We start from the raw sequence: 17,450 nt of genomic DNA, 5'->3' as shown, positions 1-17,450 counted from the left end.
TTCAGACCCGGCCCGCGTCGGTTCCCGGCCCGTCGAGCATCGCCGACCCCAGCAGGAATTCGGGCACGCCGAGTCCCTCGACGAGCGTCGCCGCGTGCGGGCGCAACGTCCGGCACCGCTCGTTGATGCCGCGCAGCACCGCCTTCGCCCGCTCCACGGACAGGTGCCGATGCTCCATGAACCACGCCTTGTCGTCCTCGATGACGCTCAGCGCGTACAGATCGCACACGTCCGACAGCAGTTCCCGGGCCGTCTCGTCCTCGCACGACTCGATCCCGGCGACGAACGCCTCGAGCACGACCCGGTCGATGTGTGCGCGGGCCGCGTGCAACACGTGGTCCTGCACGAAGTTGAACGCGTCGAACTGGCTCTCCACCCGCTTCGACGCCGCCTGCAGCCGCCGCGCCGCCGTCGAGAGCAGGTACTGCTCGCGGTCCTCGAACATCGTGAGCTGCGTGCCCCGGTTGAACAGGCTGCCGTCCTCCTCGTTGTCCTGCCGGGTGTCGACGAGCGTCTGGATGATCTGCTGCGCCGCGGTGCGCTTCTTGACGATGTCGGAGACGGTGGTCGCCGCGAACCGCATCCACTCGACCGGGCTCATGCCACGCACCTCGTCGGCGTACGCGGTGAGCAGTTCCTTCGCGACGAGCTGGGTCAGGACGTGGTTGTCGCCCTCGAAGGTGGTGAACACGTCCGTGTCCGCCCGCAGCGACGTCAGCCGGTTCTCGGCCATGTAGCCGGCGCCGCCGCACGCCTCCCGGCACTCCTGGATCGCGCGGGTCGCGTGCTCGGTGTTCGCGACCTTCAGGCCCGCCGCGCGGCCCTCGAGCTCGCGCTGCTCCTGCGGGTCGACGTCCTCGACGGGGGTGGTCTGGATGCGGTGCATCGTCGAGATCAGCTCGTTCTGCGCGAACCCGAGCGCGTACGAGCGGGCGATGAGCGGCAACAGCCGGCGCTGGTGGACGAGGTAGTCGAGCAGCAGCACCTCCTGCTCGTCGTTCGGCGCGGAGAACTGGCGGCGCTGCAGCGCGTACTGCGTGGCGATCGTGAGCGCGACGCGCGCCGCGGCCCCGGCGGACCCGCCGACCGTGACGCGGCCGCGCACGAGGGTGCCGACCATGGTGAAGAACCGGCGGTTCGGGTTCTCGATGGGCGAGTGGTAGGTGCCGTCCGGGTCCACGTCCGCGTACCGGTTGAGCAGGTTCTCCCGCGGCACCCGCACCCCGTCGAAGCTGATGCGGCCGTTGTCGACGCCGGGCAGCCCGCCCTTGTATCCGCAGTCGGAGGTCGTCACGCCGGGCAGGTCGTTGCCGTGCTCGTCGCGGATCGGCACGACGAAGCAGTGCACACCCTCCGTCACGCCGCCGGTGATCAGTTGCGCGAACACCGCCGCGACCGTCGCGTGCTGTGCCGCCCCGCCGATGTAGTCCTTGCGCGCGGACGGGGTGGGGGAGTCGATGACGAACTCCTGCGTGGCCGGGTCGTATGTCGCGGTCGTCTCGAGCGCCTGCACATCGCTGCCGTGGCCGGTCTCGGTCATCGCGAAGCACCCGAGCAACTCGAGGTCGATGAGCGGGCGGATGTAGCGCTCGTGGTGCCGCTGCGTGCCCAGGTTCTCGATGGCACCGCCGAACAGGCCCCACTGCACGCCCGACTTGACCATCAGCGACAGGTCCGACATCGCGAGCATCTCGATCGACGCGACCGCGCTGCCGGGGTCGCCGGTGCCGCCGCTCGCCTCCGAGAAACCGGCCGACGCGTAGCCGGCCTCGGCGAGCAGCCGCATCTGGTCGAGGACGGTCGCGCGGGCCCGGTCCAGATCGGGGATGTGATGGGGAGCGAATTCCTCCCGTGCCAGGTCGGTGCGGGCCCGGGAGCGGGCCTGCCGCCACGCGCCGTCGAGAGTGTCACGGAGATGATCAGCTGTGGTCGCCATGAATCCGACCCTAGGGCGGTGCCCCTGCTGGTGCTGCGGTTCCGCGTGCGGCACGCCGTGAACCGGGTGCCGTGAATCGGCGTTCCCGCCGGACAACCGGTGTTCCCGCCGGACCGAGACGGAGGTCACGCACGCCCGGGTGCCTTTTGGCAAATCCGCCGAAACTGGGACACTGGAGGTCGTGACTGCGACCCCCGATGCCTCCCGCACCCACGACACTGCTTCCGCCGCCCTGTTCGACCGGGCGTCGAAGGTGACGCCCGGAGGCGTCAACTCGCCGGTTCGAGCGTTCGGTTCGGTCGGCGGAACCCCCCGGTTCATCGCCTCGGCCTCGGGCAGCACCCTCACCGACGTCGACGGCAATTCCTATGTGGACCTGGTGTGTTCGTGGGGGCCGATGATTCTCGGCCACGCGCATCCCGCGGTCGTGGAGGCGGTCCGCACCGCCGCGACGTCCGGTCTGTCGTTCGGTGCGCCGACCGCCGGTGAGGTCGAACTCGCCGAGGAAATCGTGGCGCGCATCGCGCCCGTCGAACAGGTCCGGCTCGTCAATTCCGGGACCGAAGCGACGATGAGTGCGGTGCGTCTGGCGCGCGGATTCACCGGCCGCAGCAAGATCGTCAAATTTTCCGGGTGTTATCACGGTCACGTCGACGCGCTGCTCGCCGACGCCGGCTCCGGTCTCGCGACCTTCGGCCTGCCCACCTCCCCGGGCGTGACGGGCGCGCAGGCCGAGGACACCCTCGTGCTGCCGTACAACGACCTCGAGGCCGTCCGTGCCACGTTCGCCGCCAACCCGGGGCAGATCGCCGCCGTCATCACCGAGGCGGCCGCCGGCAACATGGGTACCGTCCCGCCGCTGCCCGGGTTCAACGAGGGACTGCGGGAGATCACCCGCGAGCACGGCGCGCTGCTGATCATGGACGAGGTGATGACCGGGTTCCGCGCGAGCGCCACCGGCTGGCACGGCATCGACGGGGTGGCCGGCGACCTGATGACCTTCGGCAAGGTGATGAGCGGTGGCCTGCCCGCCGCCGCATTCGGTGGCCGCGCCGACGTCATGGCCCGTCTCGCCCCCGCCGGCCCGGTCTACCAGGCCGGCACCCTCTCCGGTAACCCGGTCGCGGTCGCCGCGGGTCTCGCGAGCCTGCGCGCCGCCGACGCCGACGTGTACGCGGCCCTCGACCGCAACGCCGCGACCCTGGGCCGGCTGCTCGACGAGGCCCTCACCGCCGAAGGCGTGCCGCACCGCGTGCAGAACGCCGGCACCCTCCTCAGCGTCTTCTTCACCGACGCGCCGGTGACGAACTACGACGAGGCGAAGGCCGCGCAGACCTGGCGCTTCCCGGCGTTCTTCCACGCCCTGCTCGAGCACGGCGTGTACGCCCCGCCGAGCGCCTTCGAGACCTGGTTCGTCTCGTCCGCCCTCGACGACGACGCCTTCTCGCGGATCGCCGACGCCCTGCCGCACGCCGCGAAGGCCGCCGCGGCGGCGACCGCCCCCTGACCTGACCCGACCCGCCTCCATCCCGATCCGCTGACGCCCGACGCGAGGAATACCCACGTGACCGAAACCGTCCCGTCCGAGAAGCGCACCATCGTGCACGTGCTGCGGCACGGCGAGGTGCACAACCCCACCGGCATCCTCTACGGCCGGCTGCCGGGCTACCGGTTGTCCGTCACCGGTGAGTCGCAGGCACGGTCGGTGGCGGCGGTGCTCGCCGACCACGACATCGCGCACGTCGTCGCGTCCCCGCTGGAGCGCGCGCAGCAGACCGCCGCGCCGATCGCCGAGAAGCACGGACTGCCGGTCCTCACGGACGAGAACCTCATCGAGGCGGGCAACCAGTTCGAGGGCCTGAAGGTCGCGGTGGGCGACGGCGCGCTGAGCCGTCCCCGGCACTGGTGGAAGCTGCGCGACCCGTTCACCCCCTCGTGGGGCGAGCCCTACCTGCAGATCGCGCATCGCATGCTCGCCGCCGTCAACGCCGCGCGCGTCGCCGCGGTCGGCCGCGAGGCGGTGTGCGTGAGCCACCAGCTTCCGGTGTGGACGCTGCGCCGATTCCTCGAAGGGGAGCGGCTGTGGCACGACCCGCGGAACCGGCAGTGCAGTCTCGCGTCTCTGACGTCTCTGGTGTACGACGGGGACACCCTCGTCGACATCGTGTACTCGGAGCCGGCCGGGGCCTCCGACCCGAATGTGCACGGCGCATGAGAAGGATCTTCGTGGTCGTCGCGGCGCTGCTGTGCAGCGTCGCGGCTCTGACGTCGTGCGCGACCGGTGACGACGCCGTCGCCACCGGCGGCACGTTCGATTTCGTTTCCCCGGGCGGTCAGACCCGCATCTTCTACGATCCGCCGGCCGAACGAGGCACCCTCGGTGACCTGTCCGGTGAGGACCTGATGAACGAGGGGCAGACGCTCTCGCTCGCCGACTACGAGGGCCAGGTCGTCGTGCTGAACGTGTGGGGTCAGTGGTGTGCTCCCTGCCGCAGCGAGGTCGGGGACCTCGAGCAGGTGTACGAGTCGACCAAGGACCTGGGCGTGCAGTTCCTCGGCATCAATGTCCGCGACAACCAGCGTGACAAGGCGCAGGACTTCGTCGTCGACAACAAGGTGGCCTATCCGTCGATCTACGACCCGGCGATGCGGTCGCTGCTCGCGCTGGGCCGCAACTATCCGACCTCGGTGGTGCCGACGACCGTGGTGCTCGACCGCGACCATCGCGTCGCCGCGGTGTTCCTCACCGAACTGCTCGCCGAGGACCTGCAGCCGGTGGTCGAGCGGATCGCCGCCGAACCGGCCGGACAGCAGTGATGACGAGTACGGCAGTGACGACGAGTACCGCAGCGTTCACCGCGACCGGCGCCGACACGGTGCTGGCGTCCGGGGTGGGTGACACCTTCCAGTCGATGGCCGCGAGCGGGCCGCTGCTGCTCGCCGCCGGTGCGTGCCTGCTCGCCGGGCTCGTCTCGTTCGCGTCGCCGTGCGTGGTGCCGCTCGTTCCCGGCTACCTGTCGTACCTGGCCGGGGTCGTCGGTGCAGAAGCACCGGCGGTCACCGAGGCGCAGGCCCAGGCCCGCACGACGACGCTGCGCAGCGACGGCCGGTTGCGGGTCGCCGGCGCCGCAGCGCTGTTCGTCGCCGGGTTCACCGTGGTGTTCGTCCTGGCCACCGCGTCCGTCTTCGGCGCGATCTCGTTGCTCTCGGTCAACCGTGACGTCCTGATGCGGGTCGGCGGGGTCGTCACCATCGTCATGGGCCTGGTGTTCGTGGGCCTGATCCCGGCGTTGCAGCGCGACACGCGGCCCGAACCGCGTCGGCTGTCGAGCCTGGCGGGTGCGCCGCTGCTCGGCGGCGTCTTCGCGCTCGGCTGGACCCCCTGCCTCGGGCCGACGCTGGCCGGGGTGATCTCGCTGGCGGCCGGCACCGAAGGCACGACGGCCGCGCGGGGTGTCGCCCTGATCGTCTTCTACTGCCTCGGGCTGGGTCTGCCGTTCGTGGTGCTGGCCCTGGGGTCGGCGCGCGCGTTGCGGGGGGTCGGCTGGCTGCGATCGCACGCCCGCACCGTGCAGATCTTCGGCGGCATCATGCTCGTCGCGGTGGGGGTCGCCCTGGTCACCGGCGCGTGGGACATGTTCGTGTCCTGGGTGCGGGACGCCTTCATCTCCGAGGTGACGCTGCCGATCTGACGGCAGAGGTCGCCACCAGTTCCGAACGTTTCGAGAGGCAGTACATGCAGCCCGATCAGATGGTCCCCGCGGGCAACCCCGGCGTCCCGGCAGGAGGGCGCCGGTGACCGCGACCGACACCCCGACCACCACGCCGCAGCCGGTGCCGCCTCGGCAGGGTCCGACCGGGCGCGCCGTCGCATTCGTGCGCAACACATGGCGCGGGCTGACGTCGATGCGCACGGCGCTGGTGCTGCTGTTCCTGCTCGCGCTCGCCGCCATCCCGGGTGCCCTGCTGCCGCAGCGCAGCCTCAACGCCGGCAAGGTCGACGAGTACATCGCCGCGCGGCCCACCCTCGGACCGTTCATGGACAAGCTCGAGCTGTTCGACGTGTTCGGCAGTTTCTGGTTCACCGCGATCTACGTGCTGCTGTTCGTCTCGCTCGTCGGGTGCATCCTGCCGCGGTGCGTCGAGCACTTCCGGGCGTTGCGCACCCGCCCGGTGCCGGCGCCGCGGAACCTGGGCCGGCTGCCGCACCACGCCGAGACGACCGTCGGCGGGAGCCCCGAGGAGGTTCTCGCCCGGGTCCGTGGGCAGCTGAAGGGCTGGCGCATCGCCGAACGTGCCGGGGGACCGCGCGCGAAGGACTGCGAGCTGACCCTGTCCGCCGAGAAGGGCTATCTGCGCGAGTTCGGCAACCTGGTCTTCCACATCTCCCTGGTCGGTCTGCTCTTCACCGTCGCCATGGGCAAGCTCTTCGGATACGAGGGACAGCGGATCCTCATCGCGCACGGGGAGGAGTTCTGCACGACCTCCCCGGCGTCGTTCGATTCGTTCCGTGCCGGTGTCACCCTGGACGGCACCGGGTTGAACCCGATGTGCATCCGCGTGAACGATTTCGAGGCGGACTACCTCGACAACGGTCAGGCCGAGATGTTCACCTCGAACATCGACTACCAGTACGGCGACGACATCACCTCGAACACGTGGCGTCAGGCCGAGCTGAAGGTGAACCATCCGCTGCGCGTCGGCAGCGACCGCGTGTACCTGCAGGGTCACGGATTCGCGCCGACGTTCACGGTGACCTGGCCGAACGGCGAGACCCGCACCGAGACGCTGCAGTTCGCCCCCGACGATCCGAGGACGTTCCTGAGCAGCGGCGCGATGCGGTTCGACCCGCCGGGCGGCATGTTCCCCGATGCCGACGAACGCCGCAGGAACCAGATCGCGATCGAGGGCCTGTTCGCGCCGACGGCCGCACTCCACGGGTCGCTGCTGTCGTCGGCATTCCCGAAGATGCTGGATCCGGCCGTCGCGATCGACATCTACAAGGGCGACGCCGGCCTCGACACCGGCAGCCCGCAGTCGCTGTTCTCGCTCAACGGCGAGCTGATCAACCAGGGTCGCCTGGTCAAGCAGGATCGGGTGAACCTGAAGCAGGGGGAGAGCGCTACGCTCGCGGACGGCACCCAGGTCCGCTTCGACGGCGCCACCGATTTCGTGAACCTGCAGGTCTCGCACGACCCGGCGCAGCAGTGGGTGCTCGTGTCGGCGCTGGCGATGATGGCGGGACTGCTCGTGTCGCTGCTGGTCAAGCGGCGGCGCGTCTGGGTCCGGGTGTATCCGGCCGGTACAGTGGCAGGCGGCGAACGACAAATCGTAGTAGAGCTCGGTGGTCTGGCCCGCACGGATCAGGCCGGCTGGGGTGACGAGTTCGACCGTCTGGTTGCGCGCCTGCTCGGTCACGACGCTGCCGGTTCGGCAGAGGAGAAGAACAGATGATTGCTCACGAGACGCTCGCGCGGTACAGCGACTGGGCTTTCGAATCGGCATTCGCCGTGCTGGTGCTGGCGCTGGTGCTGCTCGTCGCCGAGTACGCGACCCACCGGGCCGACCGGGTCGCCGAGCGCGAACTCGTCACCGCCGGTGCCCCCTCCGGGGGAACGCAGGTCCCGGGCCGCGTCGGCGGCCCGCCGACCCCGGGCCGCGTCGACGGTCCGCAGAGCCCGGGCCGCGTCGACGGTCCGCAGAGCCGGACGATGTCGGAGCGGCTCGGCAACATGGGTCGCGCCCTCGTGGTCGTCGTCGCCGCGCTGATGGTCGCCTCGATCGTGCTGCGCGGATTCGCCACCGAGCGTTTCCCGCTCGGCAACATGTACGAGTTCGTGGCGATGGCCTGCACCGCCGCGGTCCTGTTCGGCCTGGTGGCGCTCCGCAAGCCCGCCTACCGCATCATGTGGGTCTACCTGCTGGTGCCGGTGCTGATCCTGATGTTCCTCGCCGCGACCGTCCTCTATGCGGACGCCGCGCCCGTCGTGCCGGCTCTGCGTTCGTTCTGGTTGCCGATCCACGTGACGATCATCAGTATCGGCAGCGGCATCTTCCTCGTCTCCGGTGTTGCCAGCCTGCTGTTCCTGCTGCGCATCCGATTCCCGAAGGACGCCGAGGGGAGCGGTGTGTTCGGCCGCGTCGCCCAGCGCCTGCCGGACGCGCAAACCCTCGACCGCCTGGCCTACCGCACGACGATCATCGCCTTCCCGCTGTTCGGTGCCGGCATCATCCTCGGTGCGATCTGGGCCGAGGCCGCGTGGGGTCGGTTCTGGGGCTGGGATCCGAAGGAAACCGTCTCGTTCATCACCTGGGTCGTCTACGCGGCCTACCTCCACGCCCGCGCGACGTCCGGGTGGCGCAACACCCGTGCGGCCTGGATCAACGTGGCCGGGTTCGTCGCCATGCTGTTCAACCTGTTCATCATCAACATGGTGGTGTCCGGTCTGCACTCGTACGCCGGCCTGACCTGATCCTGCTATCGTCTCCGCGATCGTTGGTGGGGGCGAGAACAAGGGGGAACGGGCGATGCCGGACGGAACGAAGCGGGGGCCGTCGGCGCAGGATCTCGATGCGTCGCTGCTGGTGCGGCGGGTGGCGCCACCCCCGGCGCGGGGCTGGCGGCGGGCGCTCTACCGGGGTACGGGCGGTCGCATCAACGTCGGGGAGAACGGCCGCGACCGCAACCGCGGCGAACTGACCGACCAGGTCCGGCAGCCACTGCACGGCTGCTACCGCATCGCACTGCTCAGCCTCAAGGGCGGGGTCGGCAAGACCACGACGACGGTCACGCTCGGATCGACGTTCGCGGCGCTGCGCGGGGACCGGGTGATCGCGGTCGACGCGAACCCGGACCGGGGCACGCTCAGTCAGAAGGTGCCGTCGGAAACCCCGGCGACCGTGCGCACCCTGCTGCGCGACGAATCACGCGTGCGCACCTACGGCGACGTCCGCGCCTACACCTCCCAGAACCGGCACCGGCTCGAGGTGCTCGCCTCCGACAGCGACCCGGCGGTATCCGAGGCGTTCAGCGCGCAGGACTACGAGCAGGTCCTGTCGACGCTCGAGCGGTTCTACAGCATCGTGCTCACCGACTGCGGAACCGGGCTGATGCATTCGGCGATGCGCGCGATCCTCGAGAACGCCGACGCGCTGATCGTCGTGAGTTCCGGTTCGGTCGACGGCGCGCGCAGTGCCTCCGCGACGCTGGACTGGCTCGACGCGCACGGCTATCGGCAGCTGGTGGCGGAGTCGGTGGCGGTGGTCAACGCAGTGCGGCCGCGGTCGGGCAAGGTCGACATCGATCGGCTCGTCGGGCACTTCGCGCAGCGCTGCCGCGCGGTCCACGTGCTGCCCTTCGACCCGCATCTCGAAGAGGGCGCCGAGATCGATCTCGATTGCCTGCACGCAACCACCCGCCGCGCGCTGCTGGGGCTCGCGGCGGATGTGACCGCGGATTTTTCGCGGCGGTCGGGGAATCAGTCGCCGGGGTCCTGATCGGGGGCGGCCGGCCCTTCGGTGCGACGCCGGTGTACCTCGCGATCGACCTTCCATAGGAATTCGGGATCGTCGTCCGGACCGAGAGCGCGTCCGGATTGCGTGTGCATTGCCGGACCGAACGCCTTCCACAGCAGAACCGCGAGTGTTACCGCACCGATGAATGCCAGCAGATAGAGCACGATGCACCTCCTTGCCGTGGACGCGCCCCTTGTCGGTCCGGACCGGGCCGTGGGCGACTCTTCCACCAGTCTATGCGCCCCGACCAGCGGGGACACGGTCAGGCGTCCCCGACGCCCCCGGCGACCCGAGGTGCCGGGTTCGTCCGAAAGGTCGGAATGCGACTCTCGGTGTGGTGTCGAGAAGAGGTGCTGTCAGCGGGTCGCCTCGGTGGTGAGCGAGCGGAGCAACGCCAGGACCTCCGATTCCCGGAAGCGGCGATGTCCGCCCGGGGTGCGCAGGGAGCCCAACCGGCCGGCGTGGGCCCACCGGGTCACGGTCTTGGGATCCACGTGGAAGAGGGCGGCGACCTGACCGGGCGTCAGCAGAGATTCCTTGGCGCCGTTGAAAGCGGGTGCACTCATTGCTGTAGTCCTCCGGGTGTTTCGTCGTGATCGGGTGATTCGATCGGTTGTTCCCAGCCATGTTGACACCGAAACCCCTGGTTGCTCGAACGGTCTACGGTTGGTAAAGCGGAAGTAATAGACAAAACGGACGTTTTGTCTTCCGTCCCGGAGGGGGACGCGGCACGAAAATTCGGGGCTGCCGCGGACGGCTACCCTGGATGCGTGAACGACGCAGCCGCCAACCGCCCCGACCAGGACCGACCGACCGCCACCGGCAAGGGAGCACTCGCCCGCGACGTGGTCGTGTACTCGCTCGCCCGGATGCTGCTGGTTCTCGTGCTCGCAGTCCTGATCCTCTACGTTCCGCGCTCCTTCGGGGTGGAAATCCCGCTCCTCATCGCGGCCCTGTTCGCGGTCCTCATCGCGATGCCGCTGTCGCTCGTGCTGTTCGCGCCGCTGCGGCGGCGGGTGAACGCGGGCATCGCCGACGTCGACGCCCGCCGTCGCGCCGAACGAGCCGACCTCGAGGCCCGCCTGCGCGGCCGGGACGGCAAGTGACCGAACCCGGCGAGCCGGTCGTCGTCGACAACAGCGCGCCGCGGGACTGGGTCGACAACGCGATCCGGCTCATCGAGGCCGACGCGCAGCGCAGCGCGGACACGCATCTGCTCCGGTACCCCCTGCCCGCGGACTGGGGCATCCAGCTCTACCTCAAGGACGAGTCCACCCACATCACCGGCAGCCTCAAACACCGGCTCGCGCGGTCGCTGTTCCTCTACGGGCTGTGCAACGGCTGGATCCGGGAGGACACCCCGATCGTCGAGGCGTCCTCCGGATCGACCGCGGTCAGTGAGGCGTACTTCGCGAACCTGCTGGGACTGGACTTCGTCGCGGTGGTCCCACGCAGCACCAGCGCCGCGAAGGTCGCGCTGATCGAGGCGCAGGGCGGGCGCTGCCACTACATCGACCGGCCCCCGGAGATCTACTCCGAGGCCCAGCGCCTCGCCACCGAGCTCGGCGGCCACTACATGGACCAGTTCACCCACGCCGAGCGCGCCACCGACTGGCGCGGCAACAACAACATCGCCCAGTCGATCTTCGCGCAGCTGCAGCTCGAGGAACATCCGGTGCCGGAGTGGATCGTCGTCGGCGCGGGCACCGGCGGCACCAGCGCCACGATCGGCCGCTACCTGCGGTACCAGCGTCATCGCAGCCGGCTCGCGGTTGTCGACCCGGAGAACTCCGCCTTCTTCGGCGGCTATGCCACCGGATCGGCCGACTACACGACGGGGATGCCGTCCCGCATCGAGGGCATCGGACGGCCGCGCGTCGAACCGTCGTTCGTCGGCCAGGTCGTCGACCGGATGATCCGCGTCCCCGACGCCGCGTCCATCGCCGCGGCACGGCACGCGAGCGAGGTCCTCGGCCGGCGCGTCGGTGGGTCGACCGGCACCAACCTGTGGGGTGCGTTCGGGCTCGTCGCCGAGATGCTCGCCGAGGGTCGCCGCGGCAGCGTCGTGACCCTGCTGTGCGACGGTGGGGAACGCTACGCGCAGACCTACTACTCCGACGAGTGGGTCGCGGCCGAAGGTCTGGATCTGACCGGCCCGGCCGACACCCTGGAGCTGTTCGCGAAGACCGGGGGCTGGGCTCCCTGACACTGTGCGGCTCCGCCGCCCGTGTGCCTTAATGGCGGCTGGGACCGCCACATAGGCACACCGGCCGAAGGCACCCGCGTACCGTGGACGCATGGATCGCCCCGAGGTGACCCTGGCGAACGCCGACGCCGTCTACGACTTCTACCGCGACCACCGGCAGCCCCGCCTGCTCGCCCTGGCCGCCTACGCGATGCTCGCGGCCCGCTACCGGCCCCGCGTCAACTATCGAGGTGGGGCCCGCGATGCGCTGCGCGCGGTGATCGCGGACGGCACGCCTCTGGTGATCGTCGCGAATCACCTCACCTACAGCGACCAGTACACCCTTGCCGCCACCGCATGGCGGTCCCCGCTGCGCACGCTGATCGGCCGCACCCGGGTCCTGGCGAAGGACGAACTGTTCCGCGAGCCGCGACAGCGTCGCGAGGTCGACATGATGGGCGGTATCCCGGTGTTCCGTGCGAAGAACTACGGGGTGCGAGCCGCCGCCGAGGCGGGCCGCCGCATGATGGACGTCGCTGCGCTGCGCCTGAGCAGGGGTGATTCGCTGGCGATCTTCCCGGAGGGAACGTGCAACACCGTCGACCCGGCCCGGGTGCAGGCAATGGGCACCGGCATCGGCCACATCGTGCGCCGCGCCGACGGGCTCGGCGCGAAACCGGCGCTGGTGACCGTCGGCATCTGCTACGGACCGGACAACGATCCCCGGAAACCCGCGAGCGTCTTCATCACCCAGCCGGTACTCGGGCTCACCGGCACTCCGCGGGAGATCACCCACCGGGTCGCGGAGGAACTGCAGCGGGCGGTCGACGGCGCGGTCGCACGGTATTGACGCCGCCGTACGGTATCCACATCGCACGGTATCCACACGGAGTCGGGGAGGGACGGCCGATGGCGGTGACGAGCGCGGGTCTGCTGCTGTACCGCATCGATCCGTCGGACCTGCTCACCGTGTGGCTCGTTCATCCCGGCGGTCCGTTCTGGAAGGGGAAGGACGAGGCGGCATGGTCGATCCCGAAGGGGGAGTACACCGCGGACGAGGATCCCCTCGTCGTGGCACTGCGCGAATTCGAGGAGGAGTGCGGATTCCCGGCCCCGGAGGTGTCGACCTCGCTCCTGGGGAGGTTCCGGCAGCCCTCCGGCAAGGTCGTCACCGTGTACGTGGGTGAGGCCGACGAGGACGCCGAGGGCTTCGCGTTCGTCCGCAGCAACACGTTCGAACTCGAATGGCCGCCGCGGTCGGGACGGCTCCAGGAGTTTCCCGAGGTCGACGACGCCCGCTGGGTCACACTGCCCGTGGCGGAATCCGCGCTGGTGAAGGGACAGCGGCCGATCTTGGGGGCGCTCCGGGAGTATCTCGACGAAGCCGGACGGGTGTATCGGACCGACTGATACGCGACGGGCGCCCCGCTGCCCCTGTTCGAGGGGTGAGCGAGACGCCCGTCGTGTGCCGTGGCAGGTGTGGACCGGCCCGACCCGCCCGGGTCAGGCGTGGGCCGGAACGGCCTCCTGATCCGGGGTGCGCGGCTCGGCCGGGGCCTGCTTGGTGCGGGCCGGGACGAGCAGTGCGACCAGGGCGCCGGCCAGGGCTGCACCCGCACCGACGAACAGGCAGAGGTGGAACGCGGACTCGGTCGGGATCGAGTGGCCCCCCAGGTCCATGGTCTTGCTGGTGAGCACGGCTGCCATGACGGCGCCGGCCACGGTGGTGCCGACCGAGCGCATCAGCGAGTTGACACCCACGCTCGAACCGGCCTCCTCCATCGGGACGTTGTCCAGGATGAGGGTCGGGAAGGCGGCGTAGCCGATGCCGACGCCGGCGGAGGAGATGACGACGCTGACCATCAGCTTCCACGGCGCGTCCATCATGACGGCGCCGAAGACATAGCCGCAGGCCACGATCGTGGCGCCGATGGCCAGGGTGAGGCGGGCGCCGATGGCGGACATCAGCCTCGCGGAGATCGGGGCGAAGATCATCATCATCAGGCCACCGGGGAACATCCACAGGCCGGCCTGGAGGATCGTCTGTCCGAGGCCGTAGCCGGTGCGCTCGTCCATCTGCAGGAGCTGCGGCACGACGATCGAGGACGCCATCATGCCGAAGCCGATCAGGATGGCGGCGATATTGGTGAAGAGGACCGGACGGTGGCCCATGGTGCGCAGGTCGACCAGCGGGTCGTGGTGACGCAGCTCGAAGACACCGAAGAGGACCAGGACGATCGCGCCGCCGATGATGCAGCCCCAGGTGGTGCTGCTGCCCCAGCCCCAGGTCGAGCCCTTCGAGACGCCGACGAGCAGTGAGACGAGGCCGACTGCCAGGAGCAGGACGCCGACGTAGTCGAGGCGGGCCGGGTGGGTGTCCTGGGTGGCCGGGACGACCAGTGCGGTGGCCACGAGGACGATGATCGCCAGGGCGCTGGAGACGTAGAACAGCGCGTGCCAGTCGAAGGTCTGGGCGATCCAGGCCGACAGCGGCAGACCGATGGCGCCGCCCACACCGAGGGTGGCGGAGACGGTGGCGACCGCGGTGCCCTGCTTCTCCTTCGGGGCCAGCTCACGGACGGCCGAGATGGCCACCGGGATGTAACCCATCGCGATACCCTGCAGCGCGCGACCGACGAGGAACGGCACGAGGCCGGAACCCAGTGCGCAGAGCAGCGAGGCGACGACGAGCACGGCAGCAGAGCCGACCATGACGCGTTTCTTGCCGTACATGTCGGCGAGGCGGCCGGTGACCGGCATCGAGACGCCGGCGGCCAGCAAAGTGGCGGTGATCGCCCACGACGCGTTGGCGACCGTGGTGTTCAGCAGTTCGGGCAGTTCGGACTGGATCGGGATGACCAGCGACTGCATGAGTGCTCCGGCCAGGGAACCGAAGCACAGGGTGATGATGACGGCGGTGGCGCGGCTCGACGAGATGAGCGGTGCCGGCGCGCTCTTCGCGGCGGTGGTGTCCATGAGTTCCTGACGTAACGAGATATGTAAGTTACATATTTAGATGTGTAGAATACACATGTCCGCGGGTGAAGAAGTACTCGAATAGGGGTGGTTCCTATCACAGGCCTGGTCGATTCGGTGCGCGCGATGCCCGAGTGGGCACTCGTCGTGGCGACCTCACGTTTCGAACGAGGACAGCGCGCCGCGCAGTCGTTGAATCAGCTCAACGCTGCCGACAACCGCCTGCTGTGGTTGCTCACCACGCAGGGGCCACAGACGATGCGCCAGGTGGCCGAGGCTCTCGGGCTGGAACAGTCCACGGTGAACCGTCAGGTCCACGCCGCCCTGGCCCGCGGCCTGGTCGAGCGCCTGGACCAGGCCGGCGGCGGGGCCAAGACCCTGAAAGCCACCGCCGAGGGCCGGGGCATGTTCGAAACCGAACTCGCACGCAAGATGACGATCTTCGCGGCCGCGCTGGACGCGCTCCCAGCGGACGCGCGCGACGACTTCGTCCGGAACCTCGAAGTCTTCACCGAGGCCTACGCCGAGGCGGCCGAGCGGCAGGTGCAGTGCGAGGGTGACCGTTCCGGCGACGCGGTCTCCGGGTGATCGGGCGGCGTTCGCCCGAGTTTCGCGTGGGCGGAATCGGCAACGAATCGTCAACATTCGTTGACACGGTGGGGTTGTCAACCTAGATTGACAACATGAGCGAAGCAACGGCGCTCGCCGCATCCGCCGCCAGCCCCGATCCCGCCGAAGGGCTACGGGCAGTACGTGCGCTGCGGCGACTGCTCGAACGACTCGAAGAGATCCAGGTCGAGAACGCCCGCACCCAGGGCTGGTCCTGGCAGGCCATCGCCGACGAACTCGAGGTGAGCCGGCAGGCCGTCCACCAGAAGTACAACCGGAAGCGCAGGTGACCGCGATGTTCGAACGATTCACCGACAGCGCCCGTGCCGCTGTCGTCGACGCCCAGGCCCAGGCCCGAGCGCTCGACGCGACCGAAATCCGCCCGGAGCACCTCCTGCTCGGAGTGCTCGCGACCGCCGACCGATCGCTGCGCGCGCAACTGGCCGGTGTCGGACTCACCGGCGACGCCGTCTTCGCCGACCTCGAAGCCGCAGACGGCGTGCTCGGACCGGACGACGCCGACGCCCTCGAAAGCATCGGCATCGACCTCGACGCCATCCGCGAACGACTCGAGAGCACCTTCGGAGAAGGGATCCTCGACCGCCGATCGCCCGCTGCAGGACGCCCGGGCCGGTGGGGCCACATGCCATTCGCCCGCGGCGCCAAGAAGTCGCTGGAACTGGCCCTGCGCGAAGCCATTGCCCGGCGAGAGCGATCCATCACCGCCGAACACCTGCTCCTCGGGATCCTGCGCTCCGACGACCCCACCGCGCTCGGGCTGATCGAAAAGCACATCACGAGCGGGGACCTGCGGCAACTCCTTGCCGCGCGTCTCGACCGCGCTGCCTGATCGCCCCGCTGGTCCCACCCGCCACAGCGGCCGACGTGTGTAACAGTGGCGGTATGACATCACTGATCCTGCGATTGGTCATCAACGCCATCGGGCTGTGGCTCGCCGCCACGCTCATCGACGGCGTCCGGATCGGCGCGATGGAAGGCGAGGACGGGCTCACCGGCCGCACCGTTCTGGCTCTGCTGGTGCTCGCCGTGATCTTCACGATCGTCAACGCCCTCGTGAAGCCGTTCGTCAAGCTGCTGTCGCTGCCACTGCTGATTCTGACCCTCGGACTGTTCACCCTGGTCATCAACGCGTTGATGCTGTGGCTGACCTCGTGGATCAGCTCGTTCACCGACTACGGCCTGACCCTGAGCGGATTCTGGGCGGCCGTGTGGGGCGCCCTGATCATCTCCATCGTCAATCTCGTGCTCGGCGCGTTCGTGCCCGGCGACTGACCGCCACCGCGCCGCGCCCCCGCCGGAGGCCGAGCCGAATGCTCAGCCGAACGCGAGGGCCGGCGCGGTCGCCACCGCCCACACCAGCATGGCGAGCCCCGAATCCTGCAACGCCGGGATCAGGCTCTTGCCCAGACCTCCGGCGCGGACAGGGGCGTGGGCGCGCACGGCGAACGGCACGGCGAGCAGACCCGCCAGGGCCCACGGTGTCACCGCGACCAGCGCGAGGGACGCGACGAACGGCACCCCGACCAGAATCAGGTGCAGCGTGCGGGTGCGCGGATCGCCGAGCCGCACCGCCAGCGTGCGCTTGCCGCTGACCGTGTCGGTCGGGATGTCCCGGAGGTTGTTCGTCACCAGCACGGCCGTCGACAACGACCCGACCGCGACCGCGCACGCCAGACCCGCCCAGGTCACCCGGCCGGCCTGCACGAACTGCGTGCCGAGCACCGCGACGAGACCGAAGAACACGAACACCGCGATCTCACCGAAGCCGGCATAGCCGTACGGGTTGCGGCCACCGGTGTAGTACCAGGCGCCGACGATGCACACCGCGCCGACGAGGATCAGCCACCACGCGCTCGTCGCCGCCAGCACGAGGCCCGCGACCGCGCCGATCCCGAAGCACACGAACGCTGCGCGCTTGACGCTCGCCGGTGAGGCCAGACCCGAACCCACCAGGCGCAGCGGACCGACCCGATCGTCGTCGGTGCCGCGGATACCGTCCGAATAGTCGTTCGCGAAGTTCACCCCGATGACGAGGGGCAACGCGACGCACAACGCCAGCAGCGCCTTCCACCACACCGCGCCGTCGATGGCGGCGGCGGCGCCGGTACCGGCGACGACCGGAGCGATCGCATTGGGGAGGGTGCGCGGGCGGGCGCCTTCGAGCCATTGACCTGCGGTTGCCATGGATCGATCTTCGCACCCTGCCCG

General features: G+C 69.7%; 20 protein-coding genes. 15 read left to right on the top strand and 5 right to left on the bottom strand.

Going from position 1 to position 17,450, the window contains the following annotated elements; all coding sequences use genetic code 11:
- Window position 1: 1 nt before the first annotated feature.
- Window positions 2-1,936, bottom strand: coding sequence for an acyl-CoA dehydrogenase family protein (locus tag ACWDUD_RS19590; RefSeq protein WP_450110355.1), 1,935 nt, complete (start codon window positions 1,934-1,936; stop codon window positions 2-4).
- A gap of 181 nt (window positions 1,937-2,117) precedes the next feature.
- On the opposite strand from ACWDUD_RS19590, the gene hemL reads away from it, so the two are divergent.
- The 7 genes from hemL (at window position 2,118) to ACWDUD_RS19555 (ending at window position 9,433) form a co-directional block, all read left to right on the top strand.
- Window positions 2,118-3,443, top strand: a complete 1,326-nt coding sequence (gene hemL, locus ACWDUD_RS19585; protein ID WP_197250574.1) for a glutamate-1-semialdehyde 2,1-aminomutase — start codon at window positions 2,118-2,120, stop codon at window positions 3,441-3,443.
- A gap of 57 nt (window positions 3,444-3,500) precedes the next feature.
- On the top strand, window positions 3,501-4,151 hold the full coding sequence (locus ACWDUD_RS19580; protein ID WP_197250573.1) for a histidine phosphatase family protein: 651 nt from the start codon (window positions 3,501-3,503) through the stop codon (window positions 4,149-4,151).
- A complete protein-coding gene (locus tag ACWDUD_RS19575; protein ID WP_197250572.1) occupies window positions 4,148-4,753 on the top strand; it encodes a TlpA disulfide reductase family protein in 606 nt (201 codons plus the stop codon). The genes ACWDUD_RS19580 and ACWDUD_RS19575 overlap by 4 nt, the downstream gene beginning before the upstream one ends.
- Before the next feature lie 95 nt (window positions 4,754-4,848).
- On the top strand, window positions 4,849-5,628 hold the full coding sequence (locus ACWDUD_RS19570) for a cytochrome c biogenesis CcdA family protein (RefSeq protein ID WP_248674874.1): 780 nt from the start codon (window positions 4,849-4,851) through the stop codon (window positions 5,626-5,628).
- A gap of 103 nt (window positions 5,629-5,731) precedes the next feature.
- The gene (gene resB / locus ACWDUD_RS19565) at window positions 5,732-7,390 is read left to right on the top strand and encodes a cytochrome c biogenesis protein ResB (RefSeq protein WP_450110354.1); all 1,659 of its coding nucleotides are present in this window, start codon (window positions 5,732-5,734) and stop codon (window positions 7,388-7,390) included.
- The gene (gene ccsB, locus ACWDUD_RS19560) at window positions 7,387-8,409 is read left to right on the top strand and encodes a c-type cytochrome biogenesis protein CcsB (RefSeq protein ID WP_197250570.1); all 1,023 of its coding nucleotides are present in this window, start codon (window positions 7,387-7,389) and stop codon (window positions 8,407-8,409) included. Before resB ends, ccsB begins: the two co-directional genes overlap by 4 nt.
- Window positions 8,410-8,464: 55 nt before the next feature.
- Window positions 8,465-9,433 carry a MinD/ParA family ATP-binding protein gene (locus ACWDUD_RS19555; protein ID WP_450110353.1) on the top strand — a complete coding sequence of 323 codons (969 nt, stop codon included), beginning with the start codon at window positions 8,465-8,467 and terminating at the stop codon, window positions 9,431-9,433.
- Here ACWDUD_RS19555 and ACWDUD_RS19550 read toward each other — a convergent pair.
- Window positions 9,415-9,615, bottom strand: coding sequence for a hypothetical protein (locus ACWDUD_RS19550; protein WP_197250568.1), 201 nt, complete (start codon window positions 9,613-9,615; stop codon window positions 9,415-9,417). The genes ACWDUD_RS19555 and ACWDUD_RS19550 overlap by 19 nt on opposite strands.
- 192 nt (window positions 9,616-9,807) lie before the next feature.
- Window positions 9,808-10,017 (bottom strand): BldC family transcriptional regulator, encoded by a 210-nt coding sequence (locus tag ACWDUD_RS19545; protein ID WP_006935908.1) that lies wholly within the window; start codon window positions 10,015-10,017, stop codon window positions 9,808-9,810.
- Between the two features lie 204 nt (window positions 10,018-10,221).
- Here ACWDUD_RS19545 and ACWDUD_RS19540 point away from each other — a divergent pair, with 204 nt between their 5' ends.
- From ACWDUD_RS19540 to ACWDUD_RS19525, 4 genes are all read left to right on the top strand, one after another.
- Window positions 10,222-10,557, top strand: a complete 336-nt coding sequence (locus tag ACWDUD_RS19540) for a DUF4229 domain-containing protein (RefSeq protein WP_197250567.1) — start codon at window positions 10,222-10,224, stop codon at window positions 10,555-10,557.
- Window positions 10,554-11,657 carry a PLP-dependent cysteine synthase family protein gene (locus ACWDUD_RS19535; RefSeq protein WP_450110352.1) on the top strand — a complete coding sequence of 368 codons (1,104 nt, stop codon included), beginning with the start codon at window positions 10,554-10,556 and terminating at the stop codon, window positions 11,655-11,657. The genes ACWDUD_RS19540 and ACWDUD_RS19535 overlap by 4 nt, the downstream gene beginning before the upstream one ends.
- A 91-nt stretch (window positions 11,658-11,748) precedes the next feature.
- The gene (locus ACWDUD_RS19530; protein ID WP_450110351.1) at window positions 11,749-12,486 is read left to right on the top strand and encodes a lysophospholipid acyltransferase family protein; all 738 of its coding nucleotides are present in this window, start codon (window positions 11,749-11,751) and stop codon (window positions 12,484-12,486) included.
- A gap of 59 nt (window positions 12,487-12,545) precedes the next feature.
- Complete coding sequence (locus ACWDUD_RS19525; protein ID WP_450110350.1) at window positions 12,546-13,046, top strand: NUDIX domain-containing protein; 501 nt, start codon at window positions 12,546-12,548, stop codon at window positions 13,044-13,046.
- Window positions 13,047-13,139: 93 nt separating this feature from the next.
- Here ACWDUD_RS19525 and ACWDUD_RS19520 read toward each other — a convergent pair whose 3' ends face one another.
- A complete protein-coding gene (locus tag ACWDUD_RS19520) occupies window positions 13,140-14,612 on the bottom strand; it encodes an MFS transporter (protein WP_450110349.1) in 1,473 nt (490 codons plus the stop codon).
- 87 nt (window positions 14,613-14,699) lie between these two features.
- On the opposite strand from ACWDUD_RS19520, the gene ACWDUD_RS19515 reads away from it, so the two are divergent.
- From ACWDUD_RS19515 to ACWDUD_RS19500, 4 genes are all read left to right on the top strand, one after another.
- A complete protein-coding gene (locus ACWDUD_RS19515; protein WP_248674857.1) occupies window positions 14,700-15,200 on the top strand; it encodes a MarR family transcriptional regulator in 501 nt (166 codons plus the stop codon).
- A gap of 95 nt (window positions 15,201-15,295) precedes the next feature.
- On the top strand, window positions 15,296-15,511 hold the full coding sequence (locus tag ACWDUD_RS19510; RefSeq protein WP_197250562.1) for an HTH domain-containing protein: 216 nt from the start codon (window positions 15,296-15,298) through the stop codon (window positions 15,509-15,511).
- Window positions 15,512-15,516: 5 nt separating this feature from the next.
- Entirely contained in the window at window positions 15,517-16,071 is a 555-nt protein-coding gene (locus ACWDUD_RS19505) for a Clp protease N-terminal domain-containing protein (RefSeq protein ID WP_450110348.1), read from the top strand.
- Between the two features lie 53 nt (window positions 16,072-16,124).
- A complete protein-coding gene (locus ACWDUD_RS19500) occupies window positions 16,125-16,514 on the top strand; it encodes a phage holin family protein (RefSeq protein WP_197250560.1) in 390 nt (129 codons plus the stop codon).
- Between the two features lie 42 nt (window positions 16,515-16,556).
- On the opposite strand, the gene ACWDUD_RS19495 is transcribed toward ACWDUD_RS19500, so the two are convergent.
- Window positions 16,557-17,426: a 1,4-dihydroxy-2-naphthoate polyprenyltransferase gene (locus ACWDUD_RS19495; protein WP_450110347.1), complete on the bottom strand. Its 870-nt coding sequence runs from the start codon at window positions 17,424-17,426 to the stop codon at window positions 16,557-16,559.
- Between the last annotated feature and the right edge of the window lie 24 nt (window positions 17,427-17,450).

Source organism: Rhodococcus sp. NPDC003382 (genome assembly GCF_053589135.1).
The sequence above is the reverse complement of the archived record's forward strand: the minus strand, read 5'-3'. Positions and strand labels throughout refer to the sequence as shown.

What these genes read in the sequence shown, in the direction of transcription:
- ccsB (WP_197250570.1), top strand. Translation starts at nt 7,387, where the DNA reads ATGATTGCTCACGAGACGCTCGCGCGGTACAGCGACTGGGCTTTCGAA.
- ACWDUD_RS19570 (WP_248674874.1), top strand. Translation starts at nt 4,849, where the DNA reads ATGGCCGCGAGCGGGCCGCTGCTGCTCGCCGCCGGTGCGTGCCTGCTC.
- ACWDUD_RS19575 (WP_197250572.1), top strand. Translation starts at nt 4,148, where the DNA reads ATGAGAAGGATCTTCGTGGTCGTCGCGGCGCTGCTGTGCAGCGTCGCG.
- ACWDUD_RS19505 (WP_450110348.1), top strand. Translation starts at nt 15,517, where the DNA reads ATGTTCGAACGATTCACCGACAGCGCCCGTGCCGCTGTCGTCGACGCC.
- ACWDUD_RS19495 (WP_450110347.1), bottom strand. Translation starts at nt 17,426, where the DNA reads ATGGCAACCGCAGGTCAATGGCTCGAAGGCGCCCGCCCGCGCACCCTC.
- ACWDUD_RS19590 (WP_450110355.1), bottom strand. Translation starts at nt 1,936, where the DNA reads ATGGCGACCACAGCTGATCATCTCCGTGACACTCTCGACGGCGCGTGG.
- ACWDUD_RS19545 (WP_006935908.1), bottom strand. Translation starts at nt 10,017, where the DNA reads ATGAGTGCACCCGCTTTCAACGGCGCCAAGGAATCTCTGCTGACGCCC.
- ACWDUD_RS19530 (WP_450110351.1), top strand. Translation starts at nt 11,749, where the DNA reads ATGGATCGCCCCGAGGTGACCCTGGCGAACGCCGACGCCGTCTACGAC.
- ACWDUD_RS19520 (WP_450110349.1), bottom strand. Translation starts at nt 14,612, where the DNA reads ATGGACACCACCGCCGCGAAGAGCGCGCCGGCACCGCTCATCTCGTCG.
- ACWDUD_RS19500 (WP_197250560.1), top strand. Translation starts at nt 16,125, where the DNA reads ATGACATCACTGATCCTGCGATTGGTCATCAACGCCATCGGGCTGTGG.
- ACWDUD_RS19525 (WP_450110350.1), top strand. Translation starts at nt 12,546, where the DNA reads ATGGCGGTGACGAGCGCGGGTCTGCTGCTGTACCGCATCGATCCGTCG.
- ACWDUD_RS19555 (WP_450110353.1), top strand. Translation starts at nt 8,465, where the DNA reads ATGCCGGACGGAACGAAGCGGGGGCCGTCGGCGCAGGATCTCGATGCG.
- ACWDUD_RS19510 (WP_197250562.1), top strand. Translation starts at nt 15,296, where the DNA reads ATGAGCGAAGCAACGGCGCTCGCCGCATCCGCCGCCAGCCCCGATCCC.